The sequence below is a fragment of the Microbispora sp. CA-135349 genome, assembly GCF_050947365.1.
GTDB lineage: Bacteria > Actinomycetota > Actinomycetes > Streptosporangiales > Streptosporangiaceae > Microbispora.
In genome coordinates this window covers 6,929,683-6,954,020 of record NZ_CP192001.1, presented here as the reverse complement: position 1 = coordinate 6,954,020, position 24,338 = coordinate 6,929,683, and the positions used below count along the sequence as shown (strand labels likewise).

General features: G+C 72.9%; 17 protein-coding genes. 3 read left to right on the top strand and 14 right to left on the bottom strand.

The features are described from left to right. Positions 1-23: 23 nt before the first annotated feature. The 5 genes from ACQPZZ_RS31985 to ACQPZZ_RS31965 all read right to left on the bottom strand — a co-directional run bounded on the left by ACQPZZ_RS31985 (position 24) and on the right by ACQPZZ_RS31965 (position 7,392). Entirely contained in the window at positions 24-1,094 is a 1,071-nt protein-coding gene (locus ACQPZZ_RS31985) for a DUF2510 domain-containing protein (protein ID WP_432925224.1), read from the bottom strand. 19 nt (positions 1,095-1,113) lie between these two features. Continuing rightward, positions 1,114-2,481: a hypothetical protein gene (locus ACQPZZ_RS31980; RefSeq protein ID WP_432925222.1), complete on the bottom strand. Its 1,368-nt coding sequence runs from the start codon at positions 2,479-2,481 to the stop codon at positions 1,114-1,116. After that, positions 2,482-4,194, bottom strand: coding sequence for a protein kinase domain-containing protein (locus ACQPZZ_RS31975; protein WP_432925220.1), 1,713 nt, complete (start codon positions 4,192-4,194; stop codon positions 2,482-2,484). Positions 4,195-4,314: 120 nt separating this feature from the next. Continuing rightward, on the bottom strand, positions 4,315-6,672 hold the full coding sequence (locus ACQPZZ_RS31970) for a serine/threonine-protein kinase (RefSeq protein ID WP_432925218.1): 2,358 nt from the start codon (positions 6,670-6,672) through the stop codon (positions 4,315-4,317). Positions 6,673-6,744: 72 nt separating this feature from the next. Then, the gene (locus ACQPZZ_RS31965) at positions 6,745-7,392 is read right to left on the bottom strand and encodes a pyridoxamine 5'-phosphate oxidase family protein (RefSeq protein WP_432925216.1); all 648 of its coding nucleotides are present in this window, start codon (positions 7,390-7,392) and stop codon (positions 6,745-6,747) included. A 67-nt stretch (positions 7,393-7,459) separates the two neighbouring features. Here ACQPZZ_RS31965 and ACQPZZ_RS31960 point away from each other — a divergent pair, with 67 nt between their 5' ends. Then, on the top strand, positions 7,460-8,893 hold the full coding sequence (locus ACQPZZ_RS31960) for a PLP-dependent aminotransferase family protein (protein ID WP_432925214.1): 1,434 nt from the start codon (positions 7,460-7,462) through the stop codon (positions 8,891-8,893). On the opposite strand, the gene ACQPZZ_RS31955 is transcribed toward ACQPZZ_RS31960, so the two are convergent. The 3 genes from ACQPZZ_RS31955 to ACQPZZ_RS31945 form a co-directional block, all read right to left on the bottom strand. Then, positions 8,871-9,410: a hypothetical protein gene (locus tag ACQPZZ_RS31955; protein WP_363645865.1), complete on the bottom strand. Its 540-nt coding sequence runs from the start codon at positions 9,408-9,410 to the stop codon at positions 8,871-8,873. The two genes, ACQPZZ_RS31960 and ACQPZZ_RS31955, sit on opposite strands and share 23 nt — an antisense overlap. 197 nt (positions 9,411-9,607) lie before the next feature. Next, complete coding sequence (locus tag ACQPZZ_RS31950; protein ID WP_432925212.1) at positions 9,608-11,272, bottom strand: sigma factor-like helix-turn-helix DNA-binding protein; 1,665 nt, start codon at positions 11,270-11,272, stop codon at positions 9,608-9,610. A gap of 147 nt (positions 11,273-11,419) precedes the next feature. Beyond that, on the bottom strand, positions 11,420-13,228 hold the full coding sequence (locus tag ACQPZZ_RS31945) for a substrate-binding domain-containing protein (protein ID WP_432925210.1): 1,809 nt from the start codon (positions 13,226-13,228) through the stop codon (positions 11,420-11,422). Positions 13,229-13,360: 132 nt separating this feature from the next. Here ACQPZZ_RS31945 and ACQPZZ_RS31940 point away from each other — a divergent pair, with 132 nt between their 5' ends. Continuing rightward, the gene (locus tag ACQPZZ_RS31940; RefSeq protein ID WP_432925208.1) at positions 13,361-14,170 is read left to right on the top strand and encodes a TrmH family RNA methyltransferase; all 810 of its coding nucleotides are present in this window, start codon (positions 13,361-13,363) and stop codon (positions 14,168-14,170) included. Here ACQPZZ_RS31940 and ACQPZZ_RS31935 read toward each other — a convergent pair. From ACQPZZ_RS31935 to ACQPZZ_RS31915, 5 genes are all read right to left on the bottom strand, one after another. Next, positions 14,157-15,023: a D-alanyl-D-alanine carboxypeptidase family protein gene (locus tag ACQPZZ_RS31935; RefSeq protein ID WP_432925206.1), complete on the bottom strand. Its 867-nt coding sequence runs from the start codon at positions 15,021-15,023 to the stop codon at positions 14,157-14,159. The two genes, ACQPZZ_RS31940 and ACQPZZ_RS31935, sit on opposite strands and share 14 nt — an antisense overlap. Next, positions 15,016-15,552 carry a DedA family protein gene (locus tag ACQPZZ_RS31930; protein WP_432925204.1) on the bottom strand — a complete coding sequence of 179 codons (537 nt, stop codon included), beginning with the start codon at positions 15,550-15,552 and terminating at the stop codon, positions 15,016-15,018. The genes ACQPZZ_RS31935 and ACQPZZ_RS31930 overlap by 8 nt, the downstream gene beginning before the upstream one ends. Before the next feature lie 265 nt (positions 15,553-15,817). After that, on the bottom strand, positions 15,818-19,177 hold the full coding sequence (locus ACQPZZ_RS31925; protein WP_432925202.1) for a BTAD domain-containing putative transcriptional regulator: 3,360 nt from the start codon (positions 19,175-19,177) through the stop codon (positions 15,818-15,820). Positions 19,178-19,347: 170 nt separating this feature from the next. Continuing rightward, positions 19,348-20,433, bottom strand: a complete 1,086-nt coding sequence (locus ACQPZZ_RS31920; RefSeq protein ID WP_432925200.1) for a lysylphosphatidylglycerol synthase domain-containing protein — start codon at positions 20,431-20,433, stop codon at positions 19,348-19,350. An 88-nt stretch (positions 20,434-20,521) separates the two neighbouring features. Next, a complete protein-coding gene (locus tag ACQPZZ_RS31915; protein ID WP_432925198.1) occupies positions 20,522-21,319 on the bottom strand; it encodes a PIG-L deacetylase family protein in 798 nt (265 codons plus the stop codon). Between the two features lie 161 nt (positions 21,320-21,480). Here ACQPZZ_RS31915 and ACQPZZ_RS31910 point away from each other — a divergent pair, with 161 nt between their 5' ends. Beyond that, complete coding sequence (locus tag ACQPZZ_RS31910) at positions 21,481-22,611, top strand: glycosyltransferase family 4 protein (RefSeq protein ID WP_432925196.1); 1,131 nt, start codon at positions 21,481-21,483, stop codon at positions 22,609-22,611. A gap of 285 nt (positions 22,612-22,896) precedes the next feature. On the opposite strand, the gene cysS is transcribed toward ACQPZZ_RS31910, so the two are convergent. Next, entirely contained in the window at positions 22,897-24,252 is a 1,356-nt protein-coding gene (gene cysS, locus ACQPZZ_RS31905; RefSeq protein ID WP_432925194.1) for a cysteine--tRNA ligase, read from the bottom strand. Positions 24,253-24,338 lie beyond the last annotated feature (86 nt).

Here is a 24,338-nt window from a genome sequence, read left to right as displayed (position 1 = left end):
TAATGCTCATGCCTGATGGGACGTCACTGAGATCGGAGCGAGTCCTCCACACGCTTGATGACCGACTGGTCCAGGTTGTCCGGCACCGAGATGTACAGCATCGCGGGACGGGCGTTCTGGCCGCGGTCCACGAGGATGATCTCGCCCTTCTCCTTCTTCCACTTCAGGCCGTTGGCCTCGGCGACCTTGGTGAAGTCCATCTCGAATTCGATGACCCAGCCCTGCTTGCCGCTCACGGTCAGCGCCTCGTTGCGGAGGATCTTGCGCTCGTGCGGGATGCCGTAGAAGACCGGGTCGTAGGTGAGCAGCAGCGCCTGCGACAGCTGCCCGAAGCTCTGCGCGCCGCTGTAGGGGAAGATCTGGGGCACCTCGGCGGTGTACAGGCTGCCGACCCACTCACTGCCTCTGCCGTCGTAGTTCGACTGGGACGTCACGTGGCAGGCGCTCGTCCACAGCGGCATCCTCTGGTCGGCCGGGTTGTTGACGTCCTTCGACTCCGGCACCTGCCACTTGCCGCCCGGGAACGCGTACGACAGGCCGGTCACCGGGTCCTGGATACGGTCGCCGGACGGCTGGGGGAGCTGGGGCAGCGGCGGGGCAGACTGCTGCGGTTCCGGCTGGGGCGGCACGGTCTGGTCGAGCTGCGGCGGAGCCGTCGTGGTCTCCGGCCGGGCGATGGCCGAGTCGGCGCGATCGCGCAGGACGATGACCGCGCCGCCGATGACGAGCGCGAGCATGACCACCGCCGCGATGCCGCCCACGACCCAGGGCCAGACCGGTGTCGTACGCCGCGGCGGGCCGAACTCGGGCACCGGCAGCTGCGCCGTCTGGTTCGGAGGTCCCCACGGTCCGCCCGGCTGCTGGAACTGGGGCTGCGGCTGCGCCCACTGAGGACCCTGCTGAGGACCCTGCTGAGGACCCTGCTGGGGGGCCGGTTGAGGAGCCGGCTGCGGGGCCTGCTGAGGAGCCTGGGGCGGTGCCCCTGCCTCCTGCCCGGGCGCGTGGGTGGCGTCGGTCCACTGGGTGCCGTCCCACCAACGGAGGAGAGGGGAGCCGTACGGGTCCGGATACCAGCCGGCGGGGGTCGTCGTCATGCGCGCCACACTAATGAAGTCAGCATTTATAGGTGAAACTTGCCTTGTCCTGGATCGGCTTCCCGGTCGTCGTGGGGGACAGGACACGGAGCGTGGCCGTGCCCTTGAACGATCCCGATCCGGCCACCTTCCAGTGGAGAGGGAGATTCACGGACGTGTCTCCCGGGGAGATCCGCTGCTCCTGCTCGATCGGCTCGCGGTCGTCGCTCCGGATCCACACGTAGCGAATCGACCCCGCCTCGCCGTTGGTCGTGACGACGCCCACGAAATCGGCCCTGCCGTCGCAGCGCACCGTCTTCTTGGGCGCCTTGACGTCGACGTCGCTCACCGCGAGCGGCGCGGCGGACGTCTGCCGCAGCCAGAGGATCACCGCGGCGATCAGGATCGCCAGCAGCAACGTCCCCGCCCACGCCGCCCTACGCCTGCGGGGCCGCCGGGGAGCCGCCACGCCGGCCTGCTGCGTGGTCGTGATGGCGGCGGAGGTCTGCCCGGACCGCCAGATCTGCGCCGCCGTCGTCTCGGTCGGCACCCCCGGCCCGAACCGCATCATCACGTCGCCGGGATCGTCCACCGCGTCCGGCAGGTCGAGCAGGGTCACGGCCTCCCCGCCGGAGGAAGCGACGGGGGGCGGCCCAGAAGACGGCCCAGAAGACGGCCCAGAAGACGGCACAGAAGACGGGGGTGCGTGGAAGCCGCGTGCGGCATGGGCCAGCCCGTCCCGGCCCATGCCGGGGAAAGCGGCGCGCTCGGCGATCAGAGCGTCTCGCACGGAGGCCAGGCCCTGGCCCACGGCGGCGGAGGCCGCCCACTGCAGCACCGCCGCGGCATGCCCCCGCGCGCAGTTCGCGGCCAGTGTTCCGGCGAGCGCGGCCCACGCCGCGACGTCCTGCTCCGCCGGCGCGTGCTCTCCCCTCAGCGCCCGCAGCAGGCCGCGCTCGGCCAGCAGCACCGAGCCGTCCTCCCCGATCACGATCGTGCCGGGATGCAGCGCGCCGTGGGCCAGCCCGGCGGCGTGCACGGCGAGCAGCGTCTGTGCGGCCTCCAGCAGAACGGTCGCCGCACCGCCCGCGTCCAGCGCGCCGGCGGCCGTCAGATCGGCGACGGCCGGCGTCGCCCGGGCGGTGATCAGCCAGACCTCGTCACGCGCGGCCACCAGGTCGATCACGGGCAGCAGGCCGATGGGTCCGCCCCCCTGGAGACGGATGTCGGCGCCGGCCGCGGCGGCGAGCCGTTCGCGCGCCTGGGGCGAGGCGACGGCCTGGGGATCGAACCGCAGCACACCGGACGGCCTCCCGTCGGGGGCGACGGCGTCCGCCCAGGTGCCGATCTCGCTGAGCCGGGTGCGGCCGGTGAGCCGGTGCCCCGCGACCGTCACGCCTTCTCGCATCTACCGCCGCCTTCGGTGCCGTCCGCGCCTGCGTCCCATGGCCAGTGTGGCGGGAAGGAAGCCGGTCGTCACCACCCCGGCGGCGAGAGCGGCCATCGGCACCGCCGAGGGATCCTGACCCGGGGCGGTGGGCCCGAGCGTCAGCACGGGCGGCTCGATGATGGTCGCGGTCGGCGGCGTGGGCTGCCTGGTGGAGGGCTGGGTCGACGGCTGGGTCGACGGTTGCCTGGTGGGCTGGGTGGGGGGTTGCCTGGTGGGCTGCCTGCTGGTCGGGGTGGGGTCGGGCTGCCTGGTCGTCTGCGGGTTGCGGGGCGGGTCCACCGTGACCGACTCGTCCGAGGGAACGGGCTCGGGCGAGGGCTTCGGCTGCCGCGTCGGCTTGGCGGTCCGCGTGGGCTTGGCCGTCCGTGTGGGCTTGGCCGTCCGTGTGGGCGTCGGCCTCGTGACCGGCGAGGGGCTGGGCCTGCGGGTCGGCCGCGTGGTCGCGGTGGGCCGCACGGCCGGCGTCGGCGGCGCGCTCGTCTCCGGGCTGGTGGCCTCCGGGGTCGGGGTGGCTTCCTCCGGCTCCTCGGTGGGGACGTCGGCGGAGTCGTCCTCGCTCTCGTCCTCGACCTCGATGGACGAGGGATCGGCCGCGGGCGTGCCGGGCGTCTCGATCGTCGTTCCGGCCTGCAGGGTCGTTCCGCTCATGCTCTGGACCAGCGCCACCGTTCCGCCCGCGATCACGACCATCCCGGCCAGGGTCAAGCCGATCTTCATGCGGGTACGGCTCAGCAGGCCGCCGAGCCTCGTCTCGGCCAGCGCGCTGCCGGCCTCGGAGGCCTTCTCCTTCTTCAGGGGGAAGAACGCCACGAGCAGCCCGGCGAGCGCCGAGAGCCGCCGCCGTCCGCGGTCCTCCCACCCCGGGCCGTACGCACCGGCGGCGACGATTTCGAGCTCCCGCAGGAACTCCTCGGCCGACGTGTACCGGTCCTGCGGCCGCTTGGCCATGCCGCGCTCCACGAGCTCGCGCAGCGGGGGCGGCACCTCGTCGACCGGGGGAGGGGTCGCCTGGTGCTGGCGGGCCAGCGCGGCCATGTTCTGCGCCCGGAACGGACGGCTGCCGGTGAGGCACTCGAAGAAGACGACGGTGGCGGCGTAGACGTCGCTCGCCGGTCCGGCCTTGCCGCCCGACCACTGCTCCGGAGCCATGTACGGCGGCGTACCGGCCGCCCTGACCCCCTCGCCGGCCTGTGCGGCGATGCCGAAGTCGACGAGCTTGCTGCTGCCGTCGGCCTCGACCATGACGTTCTCGGGCTTGTAGTCGCGGTGGACCACGCCGATGGAGTGCGCCGCCGCCAGGCCGAGCAGCGAGCCCTTGAGCACGGTGAGCGCCGCCTCGGGACCGGTGGGGCCCTCCGAGCGGAGCATCGCGCGCAGCGAGACGCCGTCGATGAGTTCCATGACGATGGCGGCGCCGCGCGCGGTCTCGACGTACTCGTAGAAGCGCGCCGCGTGGGGGTTGGGGTCCATGGCGGCGAGGAGGCGGGCCTCGTGCCGGAACCGGGCGACGAAGTGGAGGTCCGTCATCATTTCGTCGGACAGGTACTTGATCGCCACGGGCAGGCCGTCGGCGTCGTGCCGTGCGAGCACCACCCGCCCCGCGCCCCCCGTGCCGAGTTCGCGGATTTCCGTATAGCCGGGGACGCGCCAGGCGTCCGTCTGGCCGTACATAACGGTCTGTCTCCTCATCGCCTGGGCCCCCGCCGAATGACGAGACCGTAGCTTAGTGACGACCTTGCGCTTGCGATGAAAAGTCATGATTTAGTCAGATCGATGTGTCAGCGAGCCGCGTCATTTGACGCAGAGCTCCGCCTTCTGGGTGAGGGTGGAAGCACCGCCCGCCGCGGCCGGGGAGGTCGACGCCGTCACCCCGTAGGAGTCGCAGACCCAACCGGAGTAGGTGTACGTGGCCGTGACGGTGTAGGCGGTCTTGCCCGACAGGGTCAAGGTCCGGGTGGCCTCCGTGGCGCCGGCGGTCGCCCACGCGAGGTTCAGTCGCACCGGCGAGGTGTTGCCGGCGGTGACGGCGACGGTGGCCGTCGCGGTCCTGCCGTCGAGCGTCAGGCGCTGCACGCGTACCTGACCGACCGAGGCGGGGCAGGTCACCTTCACCGAGCCGGACGCCGCGCCGCCCGCGGCCGCGGGAGCGGTCGAGGCGCTGAGCGTGACGGTCTCGCCGCACGGGCGGCGCGAGAAGGTGTACGACAACGTCCGCGTGTAGGTCCTCGCTCCGGACAGGTGGACCGTCTGCGTGCCGCCGCCCGCGGAGGGGGCGGAGAACCGGCCGGTCAGGTCCACCGGGCCGGTGCCGTCGGTGGTCACCGTCACGGTGGCTGTCACGGTGGCTGTCGCGGCCCCGGCCGACGCCGAGGACACGGCCGGTGTGCCGACCTTCACCGCGGTGACGGAGGTCGGGCACGACGGCGCCTTCGCCGTGGCGGTCTGGGCGCCGCCCGGCGCGGCCGGGCCGGTGGTCACGCTCATGCCCCAGGTGCCCGAGCAGACGCGGCCGAGGTCGCCGGAGACGGTGCGGGTGTAGGACGTCGCGCCGCTGAGGGTGAGCGTGCGGGTGGCGGTCACCGTGCCGTTCGCGGTGAAGCGCACGGTCAGGGTCACCTTGCCCGGCCCGCTGGTCCTGACGGTGACCGTTCCGGTGCCGGTCGCGCCGTCCGTACCGGCTCCGGCCCGGTACGACAGCCCGCCGACACCGACGTCGGCGACCTTGAGGACCGAGGCGGAGGGCGACGGCGTCGGCGAGGGTGTGGGAGAAGGCGTGGCCCTGGGAGTCGAGGGGGGCGTCGGAGGGGGCGTCGGCGCGGACTCCGGGGTCGACGCCGCCGGGGACGGGCTCCGCACGGGCGCCTTCGCGGACGCCCGCGTGGGGGACGCCGTGGGTGATGCCGCAGGGGATGCCGCGGGAGATGCCGCAGGGGATGCCGCGGGAGATGCCGCGGGGGACGCGTGCGGGCTCTCCTGCCGCGTCTCCTCCGGTGCCGCGGAGGGAGCTTCGGCAGGGCTCTCCTCCGGGCCGGCCGGCGCCGCCGACGCGGCGGCGGGCACACCCGTGTTGCCGGGTCCCGTGTTCCCCGGGCCCGTGTCCTGCGACGCCGCGACGGTGCGGGTCCCGGCCGAGCCGAGGGCGTAGGCGCCGATGCCGCCGCCCGCGACCACCACGAGCACGGCCCCGGCGGTGAGCAGGACACCCCTGCTTCGCACCGACCGCAGCGCCGTGCCGAACAGCGAGGTGCCGGTCTCGACGGGACGCACCCGGCCCAGCGGGAACGTCGCGGCCAGGGTGGCGGCGAGCGCGGCCAGCCTGCGGCGGCCCCGCTCCTCCCACGCCGGGCCGTACGCCGCCACGGCGGCCCGCTCCAGTTCGGAGACGAACGCGGCGGCGCTCGCCGGCCTCAGCGCGGGGTCCTTCGCCATGCCGCGCGCGACCAGGTGCCGCAGCGGCTCGGGGACCTCCTCGACCGGTACGGGCGCCGTCATGTGCATGTGCCGCAGCACGGTGTGCCGGGTCGCCCGATACGGCCGGCGCCCGGTCAGGCACTCGAAGAAGACCGTGGTCGCGGCGTACACGTCGGACGCCGGCGTGGCGGCCGTGCCCGTCCACTGCTCGGGGGCCATGTACGGCGGGGTGCCGGCGGGGGCGCCGGGGGCTCCGCCGGCCCGCACGGCGATGCCGAAGTCGGCGAGCTTGCTCGTCCCGTCGGCGGCGACCAGCACGTTCTCGGGCTTGTAGTCGCGGTGGACGACGCCGGTGGCGTGCGCCGCCGCCAGGCCGAGCAGGGAGCCCTTCAGGACGGCGAGCGCGGCCTCGGGACCCGTCGGGCCCTGCTCGCGCAGCAGCGCCCGCAGGGTGGGGCCTTCGACCAGTTCCATGACGATCGCGGCGTACCGCCCGGTCTCCAGGTACTCGTAGAGCCGCACCACGTGCGGGTCGTCCAGCTCGACGAGCAGGCGGGCCTCCTGCCGGAAACGGGCGACGAACGCCTCGTCCCGGCGGAGATCCTCCGACAGGTACTTGATCGCGACCGTGGCGCCGGACTGCTCGTGAACGGCGAGGACGACGCGGCCGCCGCCTCCCGCACCCAGTTCACGCGTCACCGTGTAACCGGGCACATTCCAGTGCTCGGCGGAACTCATGAGGCCTCCCAGATCGAATAGGTCGGCCGCAGTGTCCGTGAAACCGCTTGCAATCCGCTTACACCAGCGCGTTCATGAGAGCGGCTGACGGTCCCTGACGTGGGCGGGGACCGGGATGCCGGGCGTGAGGCGAGGGTCGGGCTCCGGGGCGCCCCATGCCACGGTGAGCGGCAGCACGCCCGCCCAGACGGGCAGGTCGTAGTCCTCCTCGTCGTCCTTCGGCGGCCCCTGCCTGACCTTCACCGACGCCTCCTCCAAAGACAGGGCGACCACGGCGGTGGCGGCCGTCTCCTTGCGGTCCGGCGGGCGTACGACGTCCCACTGCCCGGGGGCGAGCTGCTCGGTGATCGCCCGCAGCCCGGCGAGCCTTTCGCCGGGGTCGTCCACCGTCCGCGCGAGGCCGTAGACCATGGCGGACCGGTAGTTCACCGAGTGGTGGAACGCCGAGCGCGCCAGCACGACGCCGTCGAGGTGGGTCACGGTGACGCAGACCGGGCCGCCGAGTGCCGCCCGGAGCGAGGTCGCGCCGGTGGAGCCGTGCAGGTAGAGCGTGTCACCGATCCGCCCGTAGCCGGTGGGGATCACCATGGGAGACCCGCCGGCCAGCACGCCGAGGTGACAGACGAGACCGGCGTCCAGGATCGCGTACAGGTCGGCGCGGTCGGTGCGAGCCCGTTCCTTCGAGCGATTCAGGGTGGTGCGGGCGGTTGTGGAGAGCATGTCCGTTACGTTAGGTCGAAGTGGACCGGTGGAACACGTCCACTCAGGACCCGTACCGGGAGACCACTTGCGTCCGACTGTCGATGTGCCGCTCACGGTGAACCGCGAATGCGCGGTGCCGCTCGCCGTCCAGGTGGCCGGCCAGTTGCGGGACGCCATGCGCGCCGGCGGGCTCAGGGCGGGGGAGCGGCTGCCGTCCACGCGGGGACTCGCCGCCCTGCTGGGGGTCAGCAGGACCGTCGTGACCGACGCCTACCAGCAGTTGTACGCCGAGGGGTGGCTGGACGGGCGGCACGGTTCCGGCACCTACGTGGCGGACGGCACGCTGCCGCACGAGAACGGACAGGCGCGGGCCGTCGGCGCTCCCGTCAGCGTTCCCGCCGGCGCTCCCTTCAGCGCACCCCTCAGCGCTCCCCGGCGCGCGCACCGGGAGGCGGCGCCCCGCGGAGTGGTGGACCTGCGGCCCGGCCGCCCGTGGGTGTCCGGGTATGACGAGACGGCCTGGCGGCGGGCCTGGCGCTCGGCCGGCGACCTCCCGCTGAACGCGTTCCCCGACCCCTACGGCCACCCGGAGCTGCGCGAACTGCTGGCCGAGCACCTGCGCAGGGCCAGGGCCGTGCCGGTGGGCGCGGGGAACGTCATGGTCACCCGGGGCACCGGCAACGGCCTCGACCTGATCGCGGCCACGCTGCTGCGCCCGGGAGACCGGGCCGGGGTGGAGGAGCCCGGCTGGCGGGCCGCCCGGCGGATCTTCGCCTCCCGGGGGGCGGAGGTCGTGCCCTGTCCGGTGGACGAGCAGGGTGTGATCGTCGAGGCGCTCCCCGACGACCTGCGGGTGCTCTACACCACGCCCGCGCACCAGTTCCCGGTCGGCGGCAGGCTGCCGATCCCGCGCAGGGAGCGGCTGCTCGCCTGGGCGCGCAGGACCGGCGCGATCGTCGTCGAGGACGACTACGACGCCGAGTTCCGCTACGACGTCGCGCCGCTGCCCGCGCTCTACGGGCTCGACCCCGGGCGGGTGGTGCTGCTCGGCACACTGTCGAAGTCGCTCGGCCCCGACGTCGGGCTCGGCTGGCTGGTCGCCCCCGCCGACCTGCTCGACGCCGTCGCCGAACGCCGGATGTACGTCGCCGACCGCACGTCGGGGCCGGTCCAGCGGGCCGTGACGACCCTGCTCGAACGCGGCGACCTCGACCGGCACCTGCGCAGGATGCGGCTGGAGTACGCCCGCAGGAGGGCGGCCATCGTCGAGGCGCTCGGGCCGTACGTGCGGGGCGACACGGCCGGGCTCCACGTCATGGTCACCCTGCCCGCCGGCGTGGTCCCCGGCCTCGTACGGCGGGCCGGGGAACGCGGCGTGCTCCTGGACACCACCGAGGCCCACCATCACGGGCCGACTCGGGTGCACGGCCTCGTGCTGGGTTACGGCTCGGCCTCCCGGGCCGACGTGCGGCGCGGGTGCGCGGTGATCCGGGAGCTCATGCCTGCTGAAGGAGCCTGAGCTCGCTCCTCGGCAGGGGAACCTCCAGGTTGAGCGCCTCCTCGCCGATGATGCGGGCGATGTCGATCGACCCCGGGTCGCCCTCCCTGGTGCCGGGCACCTGGGAGTGGCCGAAGTGCCCGCCCCGTGCCCACAGCCGTTTGCTGCGCTCGGCGGTCAGGGAGTGCGGATAGGGCAGCGGAGGCCCGGCCGGCCAGCGGCGCGGCACCTCCCAGGAGTCGAGCCAGGCCAGGATGTCGTCCAGGCCGTCGAGTTTGGTGTCGGTGAACGGTTCCCTCGCCGAGCCGATGACTTGGATCTGCACGCAGACCCGTCCGTTCCTGCCCCGATCCGCGGCGAGCCCGCCGCCCGCCCGGGTGGGCGGAAGCAACTGAACGATCTCCCCGGTCACCGGGTTCCACACCAGGTGGGAGGGCCGGCGGAGCTGGATCAGCCGCTGGGCGACGGACCTGGCCGAGACCCCTTGGGGATCGGCGGGCCAGATGAACCAGACGGTCCTCGGGGCTCCTCCGAGCATCGTTCCGGAGTCCCCGGGGGAGGGAAGTCGGCTTGCGCCGGGCAGCCATGCTTGGGCCACAATGCCCCCTCAAATCCTCGGTCGCGTGGTTTATCTCCTTTCGAGCTTTCGCTGACACCTGACGACGCCTGATTGTTACTCCTCGGTGCCGATCATCCAACGACCGTGTAACAAACGGTGGTTCTGTGACAGGTGCGTCAGGGAGAGGGAGCGGCCGCGGCGTCCGCGGCAGTAGGCGGGCCGTCGGACCCGCGCGGATGATCGGGACTGGGCGGCTCCGTGGCGTCCGAGGTGGCGTCCGAGGTGGGCTCGGGCGCCGGGTCGGCGTCGCCGTCCCCCTCCCGGCCGTCCCAGGCGACCCGGCACGAGGGCCGGCCGGCCGAGGACCGGAAGGTCACCACGCCCGTGCCCGGGACCCCGGGGTCGACGACGGAGAGCGTGACCCGGCCGCTCGCTCCCGCGCGGAGTCGGCCGTGCCGGGGGGAGACCGCGATCCCGCCCGAGGTGACGGCCGTCCACTCGATCACGGCGTTGCGCGCGGCCAGCGTGACCGACGAGGCCGTGGCCCCGCCCAGATCTCCGGGGCACAGCGCCGTCAGCGCCGGCCTGGGCGCGGGTCGCGTACGGGGGGGAGACGGCCGCGACCGCCCTGAGGGTGCGGGGGTGTGGGGCGGGGCGGTCGCGGCCGTTTGGGGGGAATCGTCCTGTGGGGCTGTCGTGTCGTCGGCGGGCGTCGGGGTGGCCTGGTCGCTCTCCTCCGGACCGAGCACGGGATCGCCGAGCACCGGATCGCCGGGGACCGGGTCCGCGGGCGTGGCCGTCGGGGATACGCGGATCGCCTTCAGAGGCTCGGCCTGGTCCTGCCCGGAGACCAGCGCGAGCCCGCCTGCCGTGGCGAACACGCAGGTGGCGGCGAGCATCACGGGGGCGGCCCGCAGCGGCCGGGAGCGGGCCCGACCGCGCCGCGCCCGCCTTCCGGCGGTCTTTCCGGTGGTCCCCCTTCCGGCGGTTCCCCTTCCAGCGGTCACAGGGAAGCCGCGCCGGTCGAGGAGGGCGGTGGCGCCGTCGCGCCGGTCGGCGTGGAGCGCGGCCTCGATCACCCGGCGGCGCAGTGAGAGCGGGGGGAAGGCGACAGGGATCATGTCGAGCAACCGCTCCGCCGACACGTGCCTGCCCCGGCCCTCGCGGCAGACCTCACAGGCCGCGATGTGCCCGCTGAGCCGCTTGCGCAGGGCGGAACCGAGAGGGCCGTCCCGCCAGGTGGAGCCCATGCCGTGGTCGACCAGCGCCGACAGCCCGGGGCAGTGGGCCCGGGCGACCCTGGCCAGCACGAGGGCCGAGGCGGCGTTCTCCAGGTGGTCGCGGGCCCGGGTGAGCCGCGCCGACACCTGCCGGGAGGTGAGGCCGAGGACCGATCCGACCTCGGCCGCCGTCAGCCCGTGCCGTACGGCGAGTTCGAGCACCTCGCGCTCGTGGCCGCCGAGTTCGCCCAGCGCCTCTCCCACCAGTGCGGCGAGCGGGGGGTCGGCGGACTCCTCCACCGCGATGACCGGCCCCGATCCCTCCTGAGCAGCCCTTTCTTGAGCGGCACTGTGGAACCGGGTCAGCGCGTACACCCAGGCCCGCAGCCGCGCTGGCTCCTTCAAGCGGTCCGCGCAGCAGGACGCGGCGACGAGCGCGCCGTGCACCGCCCGCGCCGCGGCGTCGAGGTCGCCCAGCAGCGAGTACGCGTAGTCGCTCAGCCTGTCGGCGTAGGCGTCGTACAGCGCGGCCGGGGCCTGGGCGTCGGTGCCGCCCCCGCGCCGCAGCGCCTCCAGCAGTCGATGGTCGTCGGCTCGCCCGACGCCGGGCCATGCGGGCAACGAACATTCCTCCCCGTGTGACGGAACCTGGTCTCGCCGGTCCCCACACGAGTGGGACGCCGTCCCCTCTGGCGTCGTTTACGGGTCGCACCGTCCTGCCCGGCAGCCATGCCCAACCGGCATGACCTGGGAAAACAGTTACTCCTGTTACTGCAGTCGACGCGCGATGCCCTTGAGGAAGATGTTGCGGATCTCCAGGACCGTCTGCGGGAAGTAGGCGGCGCCGCCGGTCGCCTTGGCGATGGAGGTCATCTGCGCCCGGTCCTCGTCCTTCTGGGTGTTGAACGAGATGATCAGAATGCTCACGGGCCGCTTCGGGTCGTAGGCGTCCTTGAGCTTGCGCAGGATGTCGGTGTTGGAGATGCCGCCGTTCGGGTCGTCGTTGCCGACGCCGTCGGTGAACAGCAGGATCGTGTTGACCTTGTCGGACTCGTACTCCTTGGTCATCTTCTGGTAGGCGGCCCAGAGGCTGTCGTTCAGGCCGGTGTTGCCCGTGGGGATGGCCTTCGCCCGGCTCAGCGCCCGAGAGATCAGTTCGCGACGGGTCACCCCGTTGACCTGCTGGGCCAGCGGCCCGATCTGCACGACGGGCTTCCAGTCGACGCCTTCGCCGCGCAGGTTGTCGGAGAAGGCCCACAGGCCCATCTCGGCCTTGTCCGGGAAGAGCTTCAGGCCCTCGACGGTGAGGTCGCTGATCGCGCGCATCCGGGTGACGCCGGTCTTGTCGGCGGGCAGCGCCATGGTCCCCGAGATGTCGATGAGGGAGAGCAGCCTGGTGCCGAGCTTGATCTGGTGCCACGCCTGGGAGAGGCGGGCGACGGTCGCCGCGTCCGGCAGCGGGATCGCGTCCGGCTTCCCGGCGTTCACGCCGTTGTCGGGCTTCAGCAGGCTGCCGCCCTTGCCATCGGGCGTGCGGAAACCGAAGTCCTGGACGGTCTTCCTGCCGTTCGGCGAGGTCATCTCGGTCGCGAGGGCCTGGGCGGCCTTGCGTGCCGCGGCGTCCTTCGCCGTGACGACGATCGGGTAGTCGAGGCTCACCGTGCCCTCGGCGGGATAGAGCGCGACCGCCGGGTTCGAGGGGGTCGTCGTCGTGTTGTACGACCACACGGCCTGCTCGGACGTCACGCCGACCGGGATGCGGGCGGCGGCCTTGGTCAGCGTGGCGAACATGCTGTCGGGGGTCGACACGGTGGATTCCGACAACTGGCGCAGCACGCCGACGAGCGTCTCCTCGCTGCCGCCTCCCTGCTTCAGCACGGCGGCCCCGGCCAGCAGCGCGCCGAGGCCGGCGGCGTTCTGCGTGGGGTCGAGCGCGAGCACGCGCACCTTCCGCGCCAGGCCGTCGGGATTGGCGGCGTTCGCCGCGCTCATCAGGCCGGTCCAGCTCGGGCTGAAGGCCGACTGGAGCTTGTCCGCGCCGGTCCTGGAGGCGGCCAGCACGACCGGGCTGCTGGCGGCGCTTCCGGCGGGCTCCGGCGCGTTCTTGACGCCGCTCAGCCACAGGCTGGAGTCGGGGATCCACAGGTCGGGATCCAGCTTGCCGCGGGTGGGGCCGGTGCCCGCCATCGCGTTCGCGACGTCGGCCGACTCGGCGGCCTTGACCGTGACGGCGACGCACTTGCCGTCGACGGCCCTGCCCGACTTGCCGAACCTGGTGGCGATCTTCTGCACGGCCGGGTGGATGTCGGGTGAGGCGACGACCGAGAGCTTGACCTTCTCGCCGGCGCAGCCCGGGCTCTTGTTCACCACGACGTACGCCGCCACGCCGAGGAGCACGGCCAGGGCGACCGCTCCGGCCAGCGGGACGAGCACCGTCCCCCGCCCGGCCCGCCGCCGCGGCGGCGGCGGCTGGTACTGAGGCTGGTGCTGAGGGTCGAAGCCGCCATCGAGTTCGTCTGTGCGGTGCCGTCCGCCCACGGTGCCCTCTCCGATGTCGACTGTCCGTAACAACTGCATAAAACAGGTTTACGGAACCATACTGGCAAGTCAGAGCAGGGTAAAACGCCGGTTTTGGTGCGGTTATGACGAGAAGTCATGGCTTGCCACTGACATGCGCGGGCGTCCCGCGCAGGCCGTACCCTTGGCCCCGTGGTCATTCCGGTCGAGGACGCCGCCGATCCGCGCCTGTCGGATTACGTGCGGCTGCGCGACGTCGATCTGCGCAAGAGCGTCGAGAGCGAACGCGGGCTGTTCGTGGCCGAGGGCGAGAAGGTCATCAGGCGGGCGATCGGCGCCGGTCACCCGGTGCGGTCGGTGCTGACCACGGCCAAGTGGCTCGACGTGCTCTCCGACGTCGTCGGGGAGGCCACCGTCTACCTGGTGTCCGACGAGGTGATGGAGGGCATCACCGGCTTCCAGGTGCACCGGGGCGCGCTCGCGGCGATGGAGCGCACCCCGCTTCCCGCGGTCGGCGAACTCCTCACGGCCGCGGGGCCGCGGATCCTGGTCCTGGAGGACCTGGTCGACCACGGCAACGTGGGGGCGATCTTCCGCTGTGCGGCGGCGCTCGGCGTCGGTGCGATCGTCCTGTCGCCGCGCTGCGCCGACCCCCTCTACCGCAGGGCCGTCAAGGTGTCGATGGGGGCGGTGTTCGCGATCCCGTACGCCCGGATGACCGACTGGCACGGCGGCCTGGCGGAGCTCAGGGCGGCCGGGTTCCGCCTGCTGGCGCTCACGCCGGACCAGTCGGCCGTGCCGCTGGACAAGGCCCCGTTGTCCGGCCGGGTCGCGCTGATGCTCGGCTCGGAGGGCGACGGGCTGTCGTCCCACTGGCTGCACGAGGCCGACCAGCCCGTCTGCATTCCGATGAGCTCCCGGGCGATGGATCTCGGCGTCGACTCCCTGAACGTGGTGGCCGCGGCCGCGATCGCCTGCCACGGCCTGCTCAGGGGAGTGTGACCTCCGCGCCGGCGCTCGCGCCGGTGTCCTGACCGGCCCAGTCGAGCAGCTTGCGCGCGGTGGCGAACCTGGCCTTGTCGCTGCGCTCGCCCAGCACGACCCCCACGTACGTGCGCCCGCCCCGAGGGGCGGCGAACGACAGGCAGTAGCCGGCCTGCTTGGTGAAGCCGGTCTTCAGCCCCACCGCCCCGTCGTCCAGCAGATCGTTGGTGTTGCGCCACACGTGGCCCCGGTGGAGGGCCGACTTCCGGACCACTCGTGTGGGCGTCCCCGCGATCGTCGCGATCACGGGGTCGCGCAGCGCGGCCACGGCCAGCGTCGCCTGGTCGCGGGCGGTCGAGTAGGCCTTCGACGGCAGCCCGTCGGGATTGGCGTAGCGGGTGTCGCGCAGGCCGAGAGCCCGCGCCGCGTCGTTCATCTTGCCGACGAACTTCGCCGTCCCCGGGCCGTACCGCTCGGCCAGGGCGTGGGCGGCGTCGGCTCCCGAGGGGAGCATGAGCCCGTAGAGCAGGTCGCGCACCGTGACGCGCTCGCCCGCCCGCAGGCCCGCCGTCGTGGCCCCGCCGGCCGCGGCGTGCCGTACGTCGGCCTTGGTCACGGTCAGCACGTCGTCCAGCCGGGCCTGCCGCCGGACCACGTAGGCGGTCATGATTTTGGTCAGGCTCGCGATCGGCACCCGGCGCGTCTCACGCTTGGCGAACTGGACCGTTCCGTCCGCGGCGTCCACCAGGTAGGCCTCACGGGCCGTGACCGACGGTGTTTCGGCGGCCCCAGACACGGCCTGAGCGGGCGCGGCCGCGGTCCCTGCCGTCACGAGGGCGGCGGCCAGCGCGATGAGTACCCCGTTACGCATCCCGCCATGATCGCACGGCTTCGGACGCGGCCGGTGCGCCCTTGTCCCGGCCCCTGTTCCGGCGGCGCCGTACGAGGAGGGCGACGGCCAGGGCCACGGCGACGGCGACGGCGACGGCCAGCGCGGGGGACCGGGCCGCCAGCGACAGCCAGGCCCACAGGAGCGAGTAGAGGCCGAAGGAGGCCACCGGCACCCAGGTCAGGCAGCCGAGCGCGCTGGCCACCAGATACCAGCGGTAGTTCACCCGCAGCGCTCCGGCGACCCAGGGCAGCGTGTGCCGCAGGCCCGGCACCCAGAAGCAGCCGTACACGGCGAGCGCCCCCCACCGGCGCACCACGTTCTCCACGCGCTCGATCCGCTCCCGGCCGATCTTGCGGCCCATCCGCGAGCGGTAGAGCGCCTCGCCGAGCCTGCGGCCGACCCAGTAGTAGACCTGGAACGCGCCGAACAGGGCGACCGCGCCGACCGCGACGACCAGCCACAGAGGGAGGCCGAAGACGGAGGCGGCCGTAGGGTCGGGGATCCGCACGCGCTCTCACCTCCGGGGCGGTCATGGGTGCGATCTTTAGGTAAGCCTCACCTCACCCTAGCGCCCCCGATCGCGCGGATTGCAAGCGAATGTCAACCAGTGGTCAATCCGTCCCTCGTATACCTGAGGGACGTGAGGCGAGGGGTTCGCGATGAAGACAGGGGCCTTCGCGAACCTTGCCTCTCCGTTCGCCTCCGGCAAACCCCATCTCCGTTCGCCTCCGGCAAACCCTGCCTCCCTCCGCCTCCGGCGGGCGCGGCCTCCTTCACCCGCCTGCGAGGGTCTCGCGGGCCTCAGCGATCCAGCGGGGCACGCCCACCCGCTCGGCCACGGCCAGCGCCTTCTCGTAGTGCTCCCCCGCCGGCAGGCCGAGCCGTACGGCGAGGTCGCCGAGCGTCTTCGCCACCGGCCACAGGGCGACCACGCCGGTGCCGGCCCCGGCGATGCGGTCGTGGAACGGCGCCAGCTTCTCGTACGCCTCCCGCATCCGGCCCTCGTCCTCCAGCAGGATCCCCGCGAGGGCCCGCCAGATGAGGGCGAGCTCGTAGAGGAAGTCCGTGCGGACCGGCTCCCGGGTCGCGGCCACCACCCGGGCGTCCCCGAGGTGACCGGCCGAGGCGAGCGCCACGGCGTAGGCGTCCGGCGTCCACTTCGCGCCGCGCTGGTGGGCCTCGCCCAGCGGCTCGGCCATCTCGGCGGCCCGCCCGTCCACGAGGTGCAGGCAGAACGTGGCGATCAGCGGCAGGTCCTGCCGGCCTTCGAGCATGCCGGCCCGCGCGGTCAGCCGCGCCGCGTTCCGGTAGGCCCGCTCGGCCCCCGCGTAGTCACCGGTGATCATCAACCGCTGCCCGGCGTACCACGCGCCCACGGCGGCGGGGGCGGGCAGGTCGTACCGCCGTCCGAGGCGCTCGGCCTGCGCCAGGTGCTCGTCGGCCTCGGCGAAGTCGCCGCGGGCCGCCGCGCACTCCAGCAGCACGAGGTGCGCCAGCGTCTGCACCGCGATCTGGCCGGACTCGGCGCCGACCCGCAGCAGCTCACGGCCGATGGTCTCGCGCTCGTCGACCTGCGTCAGCGTGTACGACTGCCGCAGCCGGCCGCTCAGCGCCATCGCCAGCAGCGCGGGGTCGCCGCTCGACCTGGCCAGTTCCTCGGCCTCCAGCGACGCCTGGTAGCCGCGCTCGGTGGCCGATCCCTCCAGCTCCAGGGCCAGCGTCGCGAGCAGGCTGGCCCGCAGGGACTGCTCGCCCTCCGGCAGCTCGACCAGCGCCTTCTCCGTGACGTCGACGATCTCCCACGCCGTGCGCGTGAAGTCGCGGGCGATGCCCTTGTGCGGCACCGCGAGCGCCGCCGCGACCCGGGCGGTCAGCTCCAGGTCGCCGAGCGGCAGCGCGACCGACATCGCCTCCCCCCGGTGCGCGCGGGCGGCGGTCATGTCCCCGCCCAGTGCCAGCGCCCTGATCATTCGCAGCTGCAGCTCCAGCCGGTCGCGTACCGGTCCCCGGCCCCCGTGCGCACGGCCTGTCTGCGCCCGGTCGAAGGCGGCGATGGCCTTCTGCCAGAGCGTCGCGGCCTCCCGGTGGGCGAACCTGCGCTCGGCCTGCTCGGCCGCCAGCCCGGCGTACCGTACGGCTTTCGCGGCGGTCTCCACCGTGCCCGCCGCGTCGTAGTGGTGCGCCAGCGCGGCCACGTCGTTCGGGCTGCGCTGCTCGATCACCGAGGCGACCGCGCCGTGCAGGCGCGAGCGGCGCAGCCGGGAGGCGTCGGAGTAGAGCGTGTCCCTGACCAGGTCGTGGTCGAACCTGAGCATGCCGGGGCCCGGCTCGGTCACCAGCCCGGCGAGCAGCGCCGCCTCGACCGCGTCCACCACGGCGTCCTCGTCGCCGGACACGTCGAGCAGGACGTCCACGTCCACGTCGCGGCCGATCACTGCGGCCTGCAGCAGCACCTGCTGGGCCCGCTCAGGCAGCCGGGCGATCCGCCGCCGCAACACCTCGCGCACGCCCGAGGGCACCTCGGAGATGTCCGCCTCGGCCTCGACCAGCCTCGCCGTCTCCTTGACGAAGAACGGGTTGCCCCCGGCCCGCTCGACGATCGTGCTGACGACCTCGTCGTCCACCTCGCGCACACAGGTCGCCCGGACGAGTTCGGCCACCGCCGCGTCGTCGAGGCCGCCGAGCCCGACGCGTACGGGGTCGAGCCGGGCCAGCGCGGCCAGCACGTCCTGCTGCTGGTCGTTCAGCTCGCCGTCGCGGCAGGTCACCACCACCAGCACGCGACTGGCCGCGAGCAGGCTGGGCAGCGCGCGCAGCAGGGCCAGCGTCTGGTCGTCGGCCCAGTGCAGGTCCTCCAGGAGGATCAGCAGCGGGGCCTCGCGTGCCACGGCCGACAGGTAGCCGCCGACGGCCCGATGCAGCCGGAAGCCGCCGGACGCGTCGTCGTCGGCGGTGTCGGGCGCGGTGTCGTCGAGCAGCGGCGCGAGCAGCGCGGCGTACTCGCCCGCGCCGCCCCGGGCGACGAGGGCGCGCAACACCTCCACCCAGGCCCAGCCGGGCGGGGTCGCCGTGCTGTCGGGGCAGCCTCCGGTCGCCCCTATCCAGCCCTCGCGCTCCAGCCGGTCGAACAGCCGGCGCACCAGCGTCGTCTTCCCCGCGCCGGGATCGCCGCTGACCACGGCGACGGTGAACCGGCCCGCCTGGGCGCGCGGCACCGCGGCGGCGAGCGTGGACAACTCGGCGTCGCGGCCGACGAACGGCTCGGGCTCCAGCGGCGGCGCGTCGCCGGTGGCGACCGGCCGCGGCGGCCACGACGCGGTGATCTCGGCGGGCCTGCGGGCCGGGAGCACGAGGTCGAGCCCGGGGTCCTGGGCGAGGATGTCCGACTCCAGCTTGCGCAGCGCGGGACCGGGGTCGATGCCCAGCTCGTCGGACAGGATCGTGCGGGCCCGGCGCAGCGCGGCCAGGGCGTCGCCCTGCCGTCCGCACCGGTACAGGCCGAGCGCGAGCAGCCGCCAGCCCTCCTCGCGAAGGGCGTGCTCGGTGGTCAGCGCCTCCAGGTCGGGCACGGTCTCGGCGTGCAGGCCCATCCGCAGCCCGGCGTCGGCGTGCCGCTCCCTGGCCACGAGGCGCAGCTCGCTCAGCCGCGCCACCTCCGCCTCCGCCCAGGGCTGGTCGGCGAAGTCCGAGTACGGCGTGCCGTGCCACAGCGCGAGGGCCGCGTCCAGCCGGGCCCGGGCGGCCTGCGGGCTGTCCTCCAGCCGTTCCCCGGCCGAGCGGACCATCGCCTCGAAGCGCAGCGCGTCCACCTGTTCGGGAGCGGCGCGCAGCGCGTACCCCGACGCGACGGTCACGAGCAGGCGGTTGGGCCCGCCACGCGGGCGGTTCGGCTCCAGCACCCGGCGCAGACGTGAGATGTAGACCTGTAACCCCGACTGGGCGCCCTTGGCCGTGTCGTCGTCCCACAGGTCGAACAACAGCGTGTCCACGGGCACGACCTGACCACGCGCCACGAGCAGACGGGCCAGCACCGCCCGCTGCCGCAGCCCGCCGAGGTCGAGCTCGTCGGTGTCGCCGTGCGCCCCCACCGGCCCGAGGACCCGGAACGTCACCGGGCTCATCGGGGAGCTCATCGGATGCTCCTTCGTTTCCGATCGCCGTGCCTGCCGGCCACCACTTGCCGATCCATTTCAGGCGCAACCGTATGCGCGCCCGCGAAGGGGCACAAGGCATTCATGAACCCGGACACCCTCACCTTCTCGCTCCGCGAGTGTAGGAGATCAGCGGGGCGACCCGCAGTCGATCAGCGGACGCGGGTGCGGTGCGGGGAGGCGGCCGATCCCGGGGCGGCGGCCGCGGCGCGGGTCTCCCGCCTGCGCAGCAGGGCCCATCCGCCGAGTGCGAGCCCGCCCCACGGGATCTCGATGGTGTACGTCCAGAAGCCGAACAGGACGGCCGCCGCGGTCGCGCCGCCCGCGGGCATGCCGAACGCCCCGATCAGCAGCGTGGCGACGCCGCCCTCCATGATCCCCGCTCCGCTGGGCGTGACGAGGGCGGTGGTGAGGACGCGGCTGAGCGCGAAGACGGCGACGGTCTCGGCCGGTCCCGGGTACGAGCCGGTGGCGACCAGGCAGGCGGCCATGATCAGGCACTGCAGGACGAGGAAGGCGACCATCCCGAGCGACAGGCCCGCCCATCGGCTGTGGATGATGTCGGCCGTGTCCCTGCGCAGTCGTTCGATCGCCGCCGACGCCGCGTGCTCGGCCGGGCGGAACCGCCGGGGCGCGAGCCGTGCGAGCCCGTCGAGAGCACGGCCGAGGGCGGCGGCGGCGCGGTCCCAGTACAGCGCCGTGGCGACGACGGCGACGAGGACGAGGATCGAGACAGCTCCGACCCAGCCCGCCTTGGCGACCGTGGGGTTGGTGGCCTTGCCCGCGATCAGCAGCCCCAGGATCCCCACGGCGGGCAGGATGAATCGGAACAGCGAGTTCCAGATGCCGGTGACCAGGGTGTAGACGACGATCGGCCGGTTGGCGAAGCCCCAGCCGCGGGTCATGCCGAACGTCAGGGCCACGCCCGCCGCCCCGCCGAACGGCAGCAGGTTGCTGACCGCGCTTCCCGCCGCGTTGAGCGTGAGAGCCTGCATGTGAGTGAGGCCGGGCAGCGCCGAGGTCATCACGAACGTGTACGCCCACAGGCTCGCCAGCCACAGGACGGTCATCAGCGCGATCATCTGCCACCCGAGACCGCCGAACTGGTGGCCGATCTCCGTCCAGCTCACGGTGGCGCCGGTCAGCGTGTGCACGATCTGCGGCAGGTAGAGCACCAGTGCCGCGGCCAGTCCGAGCGACACCGCGGACAGCGTGATCTGCAGCCACTTCCTGTTCACCCGCGCATGCCCCCAGTCCGGTGTCGGTCCCCTCCAGTCTGCCGTGCCGCGGGGACCCCGGACTCCTCCTGACGGAGGATCACGCCCCTTAGGGGTTGTCGAACGGATGCCGCAGGCGCGCGCCGCGGGGCAGGCCGCGGCGCACGAACCATTCGGTGCCGAAGACGAAGCGGTAGGCGAAACCGGGGATCTTCAGCATCGCGCCGAGCGTGCGGTCGCCGTCGCCGCCGGTGGCCTGGGTGGCGTGGGCCGCCATCGCCGCCCGCTTGGCCTTGGCGTACTTGCGCACGTTGACCCGATGGGTGATCGCGTCCCGGGGCGAGTAGGCGCGCTCGAAGCTGCGCACGTCGATGGCCGGGTAGAACCGGGAGGCCAGCCGTACGCCCTTGAGCAGCAGGTCGCGGTCGACCGTCGCCTCCAGCACGATGGGTGTCCCGGCGATCTCGGCGGCCCGGCCGCCGACCCGGTAGACCTGCACGTGATCGGGGTGGCCGTAGCCGCCGGCCGGGTCGTAGATCGTGAGCAGGTCGGCCGTCTCCTCCTTGAGCACCGAGGCCAGCCGCTGGGCCGCCTCCTCGATGTCGGCGTCGATGAAGGCGTCGTCCGGCCGGTCGTCGGCCACACCGCCGTCGATCGCCAGGCCGGAGTCGCCGTAGCCGAGCAGCACGACCCGGGCGCAGCCCAGGGCCGCGGCCGAGCGGTGCAGCTCGTCCATCCGGGCTCTGGCCAGCTCCTCGCCGTGGGGGAGGTCGGCGAGGCCGCGCTCACCGGCGGTCGCGACGACGAGCACGACGCGGTGCCCCTCGTCCGCCAGCATGGCCATGGTCCCGGCGGTCAGCAGCGCCTCGTCGTCGGGATGGGCGTGGAAGAACACCGCCGTCCTCATCGCGCCCCACGGAACGTCGTCATCGCGTGCTCCACTCGTCTGCGCCACCGCGGCTGCCATGGCGCCGGTCCCCGACATGATCCCACGTGGTCCGTGCCGGACCGCGCCGCCCTCCCCGTGAGCGGTTTGATGGGCGTGGCGCACTCTGTCAGGCTGACCCGGTGAGGATTCTTCACGTCAGCGACTGCTATCTGCCGCGGCTCGGGGGAATCGAGGTGCAGGTCGCCGACCTCGTCAGGGCGCAGCGCGAAGCGGGCCACGCGGTCGAGGTGGTGACGGCGACGCCGGGGGAGCGGCTGCCCGGCGTGCACCGGGTGGTGGCGAACCTCCCGTTCGACCTGCCGGTCCACCCGCGCGGCACGGCCCATCTGCTCCGGATCATGACGAGCGGGCGGTTCGACGTGGTGCACGTCCACACGGGGGCGGTCTCGCCGTTCGCGTGGATGGGGGTGCGCGCGGCGGTCCGGGCCGGGCTGCCGGTGGTCGCGACCGTGCACAGCATGTGGGATCCGGTCACCCGGGGCGTCTACCGGGCGCTGCAGGGGGCGTTCGAGTGGCGGCGCTGGGGCCTGGTCCTCACCGCGGTCAGCGAGGCCGCCGCGCGTCCCATCCGCGCCGTGGCCGGGCCGCGCGTGCCCGTCCAGGTGGTGTCGAACGGCCTCGACGTGACCTCGTGGCGGCCCGAGCCCGATTCGGTACGGCACGGTTCGGTACGGCACGGTTCGGTACGGCACGGTTCCGGGCGGGACGCCGTCCACGTGGTGGCGGTCGGCAGGCTGGCACCGCGCAAGCAGCCGTTTCGGCTGCTCAAACTGCTGGAGGCGGCGCGCGAACGGGTGCCGGGCGACATACCGATGCGCGCGACGATCGTGGGCGACGGTCCGGCCCGCGGGCGGATGGAGCGTCACCTGCGGGCGCACCGGATGGGCTGGGTCTCACTCCCCGGCAGGTACAGCCGGGAGCAGATCAAGGACCTGCTGGCCGAGGCCGACGTGTTCGTGGCGCCGGCCCCGCGCGAGTCGTTCGGCCTGGCCGCGCTGGAGGCCCGCGCGGCCGGCGTGCCGGTGGTCGCGCGGGCGCAGAGCGGCGTGGCCGACTTCGTCAGGCCGGGCAAGGAGGGCCTGCTGGGCCGCACGTTCGACGACCTCGTCGCCTCGGTCGTGCGGCTGGCCCGCGACTCCGCCCTGCGGGAGTCGATCGCCGAGCACAACCGGGAGACCGAGCCGGTCCGGTGCTCCTGGCCCGCCGTGCTCGAGGGCTTCGCCCGCTGCTACGAGCTGGCCAAGCACTAGCTCGGCTAGTAGGGGAGGACCCTTCCCGAGGGGGTGCGCAGGTCGATCGGTGCGGGAACTCTCGGCGGCCGCGGTCGCGGCACGATCTGCACCTTCTTCATCGGGGCCCTCCTTTCGGCGGTGTCCGTCAGCTGGTGCCGTCATGATTCCCATGAATCGGCCAGAATTATCCTCCGTGCGTCAGTTCTTGTTCTTGTAACATGCGCTCCTCCGTCACCCGGGTGTCGCGGCCGGCGCCGGCCCCGGCGGAGGTGTGAGCGTTCACGCGGGCCGGGCGATCAAGATCTATCTGATAAGCGCGGCGTGCTCGATTTGGCGCCGTTTCGCGAGCGCGATCTCGATGTGCCGCTCCATGATCCGTGCGCGTTCGTGATCCCCCTGCCTGGCGCTGACAGCGGCGAGATTACGCACGACCCGGAGTACGGCCCCCGCGACTTCCTGCAGTTGTGTTTCCCGCTGCCAGGTATCGCTGAGCGGATCGAGGCCGAGGACATTCAGCATGGCCCGGGCAGACCGGCATTTCCCGGCCGCCCGCTCGCGGTCTCCGGACGCCAGTGCGGCGTTGCCCTCGGCCACCGCGCCGTGGACGGCCGACAGGGCCTGCGGCACGTTCAGGTCGTTGTCCATGGCCGCGCTGAACTGCGGAGGAAGGGGCGCGGCGGAGTCGGAGGCCACCCGCAGCACGAACCTCTCGACCCGCCGATACGCCGCCGCCGCCTCGTCCAGGGCGGCGGGGCTGAATTCCATCGGCGACCGGTAATGAGCCGCCGTCAGGTAATAGCGGAGTTCGGCCGGTCGTACGCGGTCGAGCAGGGCCGGGACGGCGAGCGGGTTGCGCGGATGTTTACGTATCTTCTCGCCGCGGTGCGTGACCGGCCCGTTGTGCAGCCAGAAGCGTGCGAAGGAATCTCCGGCGGCCCGCGACTGGGCCATCTCGTTCTCATGGTGGGGAAATATGAGATTCGCCCCGCCGCCGTGGATGTCGAATTCCGTGCCCAGATATCTGCGTGCCATCGCGGAACATTCCAGGTGCCATCCCGGGCGCCCCTCGCCCCAGGGCGAGTGCCACACCGGCTCGCCGGGTTTCGCGCTCTTCCACAATGCGAAATCGCGCGGATCGCGTTTGCCGCGCTCGTTTTCCTCGGTCGCCCGCAGGCGCCCGGCCTGCTGCCGTGAAAGGGATCCGTAATTCGGGTAGGAGCCGACCGAGAAATAGACGTCGCCGTCGGACTCGTAGGCGTGCCCGGAGGCGACGAGCTGCTCCACCATCTCGATCATCTCCGGGATGTGTCCCGTCGCGCGGGGCTCCACGCTGGGCGGAAGGCAGCCCAGGGCGGTGTAGGTGCGCACGAAGGCACGGTGGACGGGATCGGTGATCCGCCACCAGGGAATCCCCTCGGACACGGACCTGTGAATTATCTTGTCCTCGATGTCGGTGACGTTCCGGCAGAGCACGACTTCGTATCCGCTGCTTTTCAGCCAGCGGTGCAGAATGTCGAAATTGACCTGCGATCTGAGCTGCCCCACATGTGGCGGCACGACGACGGTGGGACCGCAGAGATAAATCGACACCATTCCGGGAATTCGGGGGACGAAATCGCGGACGGCGCGGCGATGCGTATCGTAAAGGCGAAGACCCACCTAGCCGAGGGTAAGCGACTTATCCGCTCGCTGTCGATAGCACGGGCCGACTCGGCGTCGCACACCGGGAAAAGGCGAATGTGAGG

Bases quoted from the DNA above. Each gene is read 5' to 3' on its own strand.
- ACQPZZ_RS31985 (WP_432925224.1), bottom strand. From the start codon at position 1,094: ATGACGACGACCCCCGCCGGCTGGTATCCGGACCCGTACGGCTCCCCT.
- ACQPZZ_RS31980 (WP_432925222.1), bottom strand. From the start codon at position 2,481: ATGCGAGAAGGCGTGACGGTCGCGGGGCACCGGCTCACCGGCCGCACC.
- ACQPZZ_RS31975 (WP_432925220.1), bottom strand. From the start codon at position 4,194: ATGTACGGCCAGACGGACGCCTGGCGCGTCCCCGGCTATACGGAAATC.
- ACQPZZ_RS31970 (WP_432925218.1), bottom strand. From the start codon at position 6,672: ATGAGTTCCGCCGAGCACTGGAATGTGCCCGGTTACACGGTGACGCGT.
- ACQPZZ_RS31965 (WP_432925216.1), bottom strand. From the start codon at position 7,392: ATGCTCTCCACAACCGCCCGCACCACCCTGAATCGCTCGAAGGAACGG.
- ACQPZZ_RS31955 (WP_363645865.1), bottom strand. From the start codon at position 9,410: ATGCTCGGAGGAGCCCCGAGGACCGTCTGGTTCATCTGGCCCGCCGAT.
- ACQPZZ_RS31945 (WP_432925210.1), bottom strand. From the start codon at position 13,228: ATGCAGTTGTTACGGACAGTCGACATCGGAGAGGGCACCGTGGGCGGA.
- ACQPZZ_RS31935 (WP_432925206.1), bottom strand. From the start codon at position 15,023: ATGCGTAACGGGGTACTCATCGCGCTGGCCGCCGCCCTCGTGACGGCA.
- ACQPZZ_RS31925 (WP_432925202.1), bottom strand. From the start codon at position 19,177: ATGAGCTCCCCGATGAGCCCGGTGACGTTCCGGGTCCTCGGGCCGGTG.
- ACQPZZ_RS31915 (WP_432925198.1), bottom strand. From the start codon at position 21,319: ATGAGGACGGCGGTGTTCTTCCACGCCCATCCCGACGACGAGGCGCTG.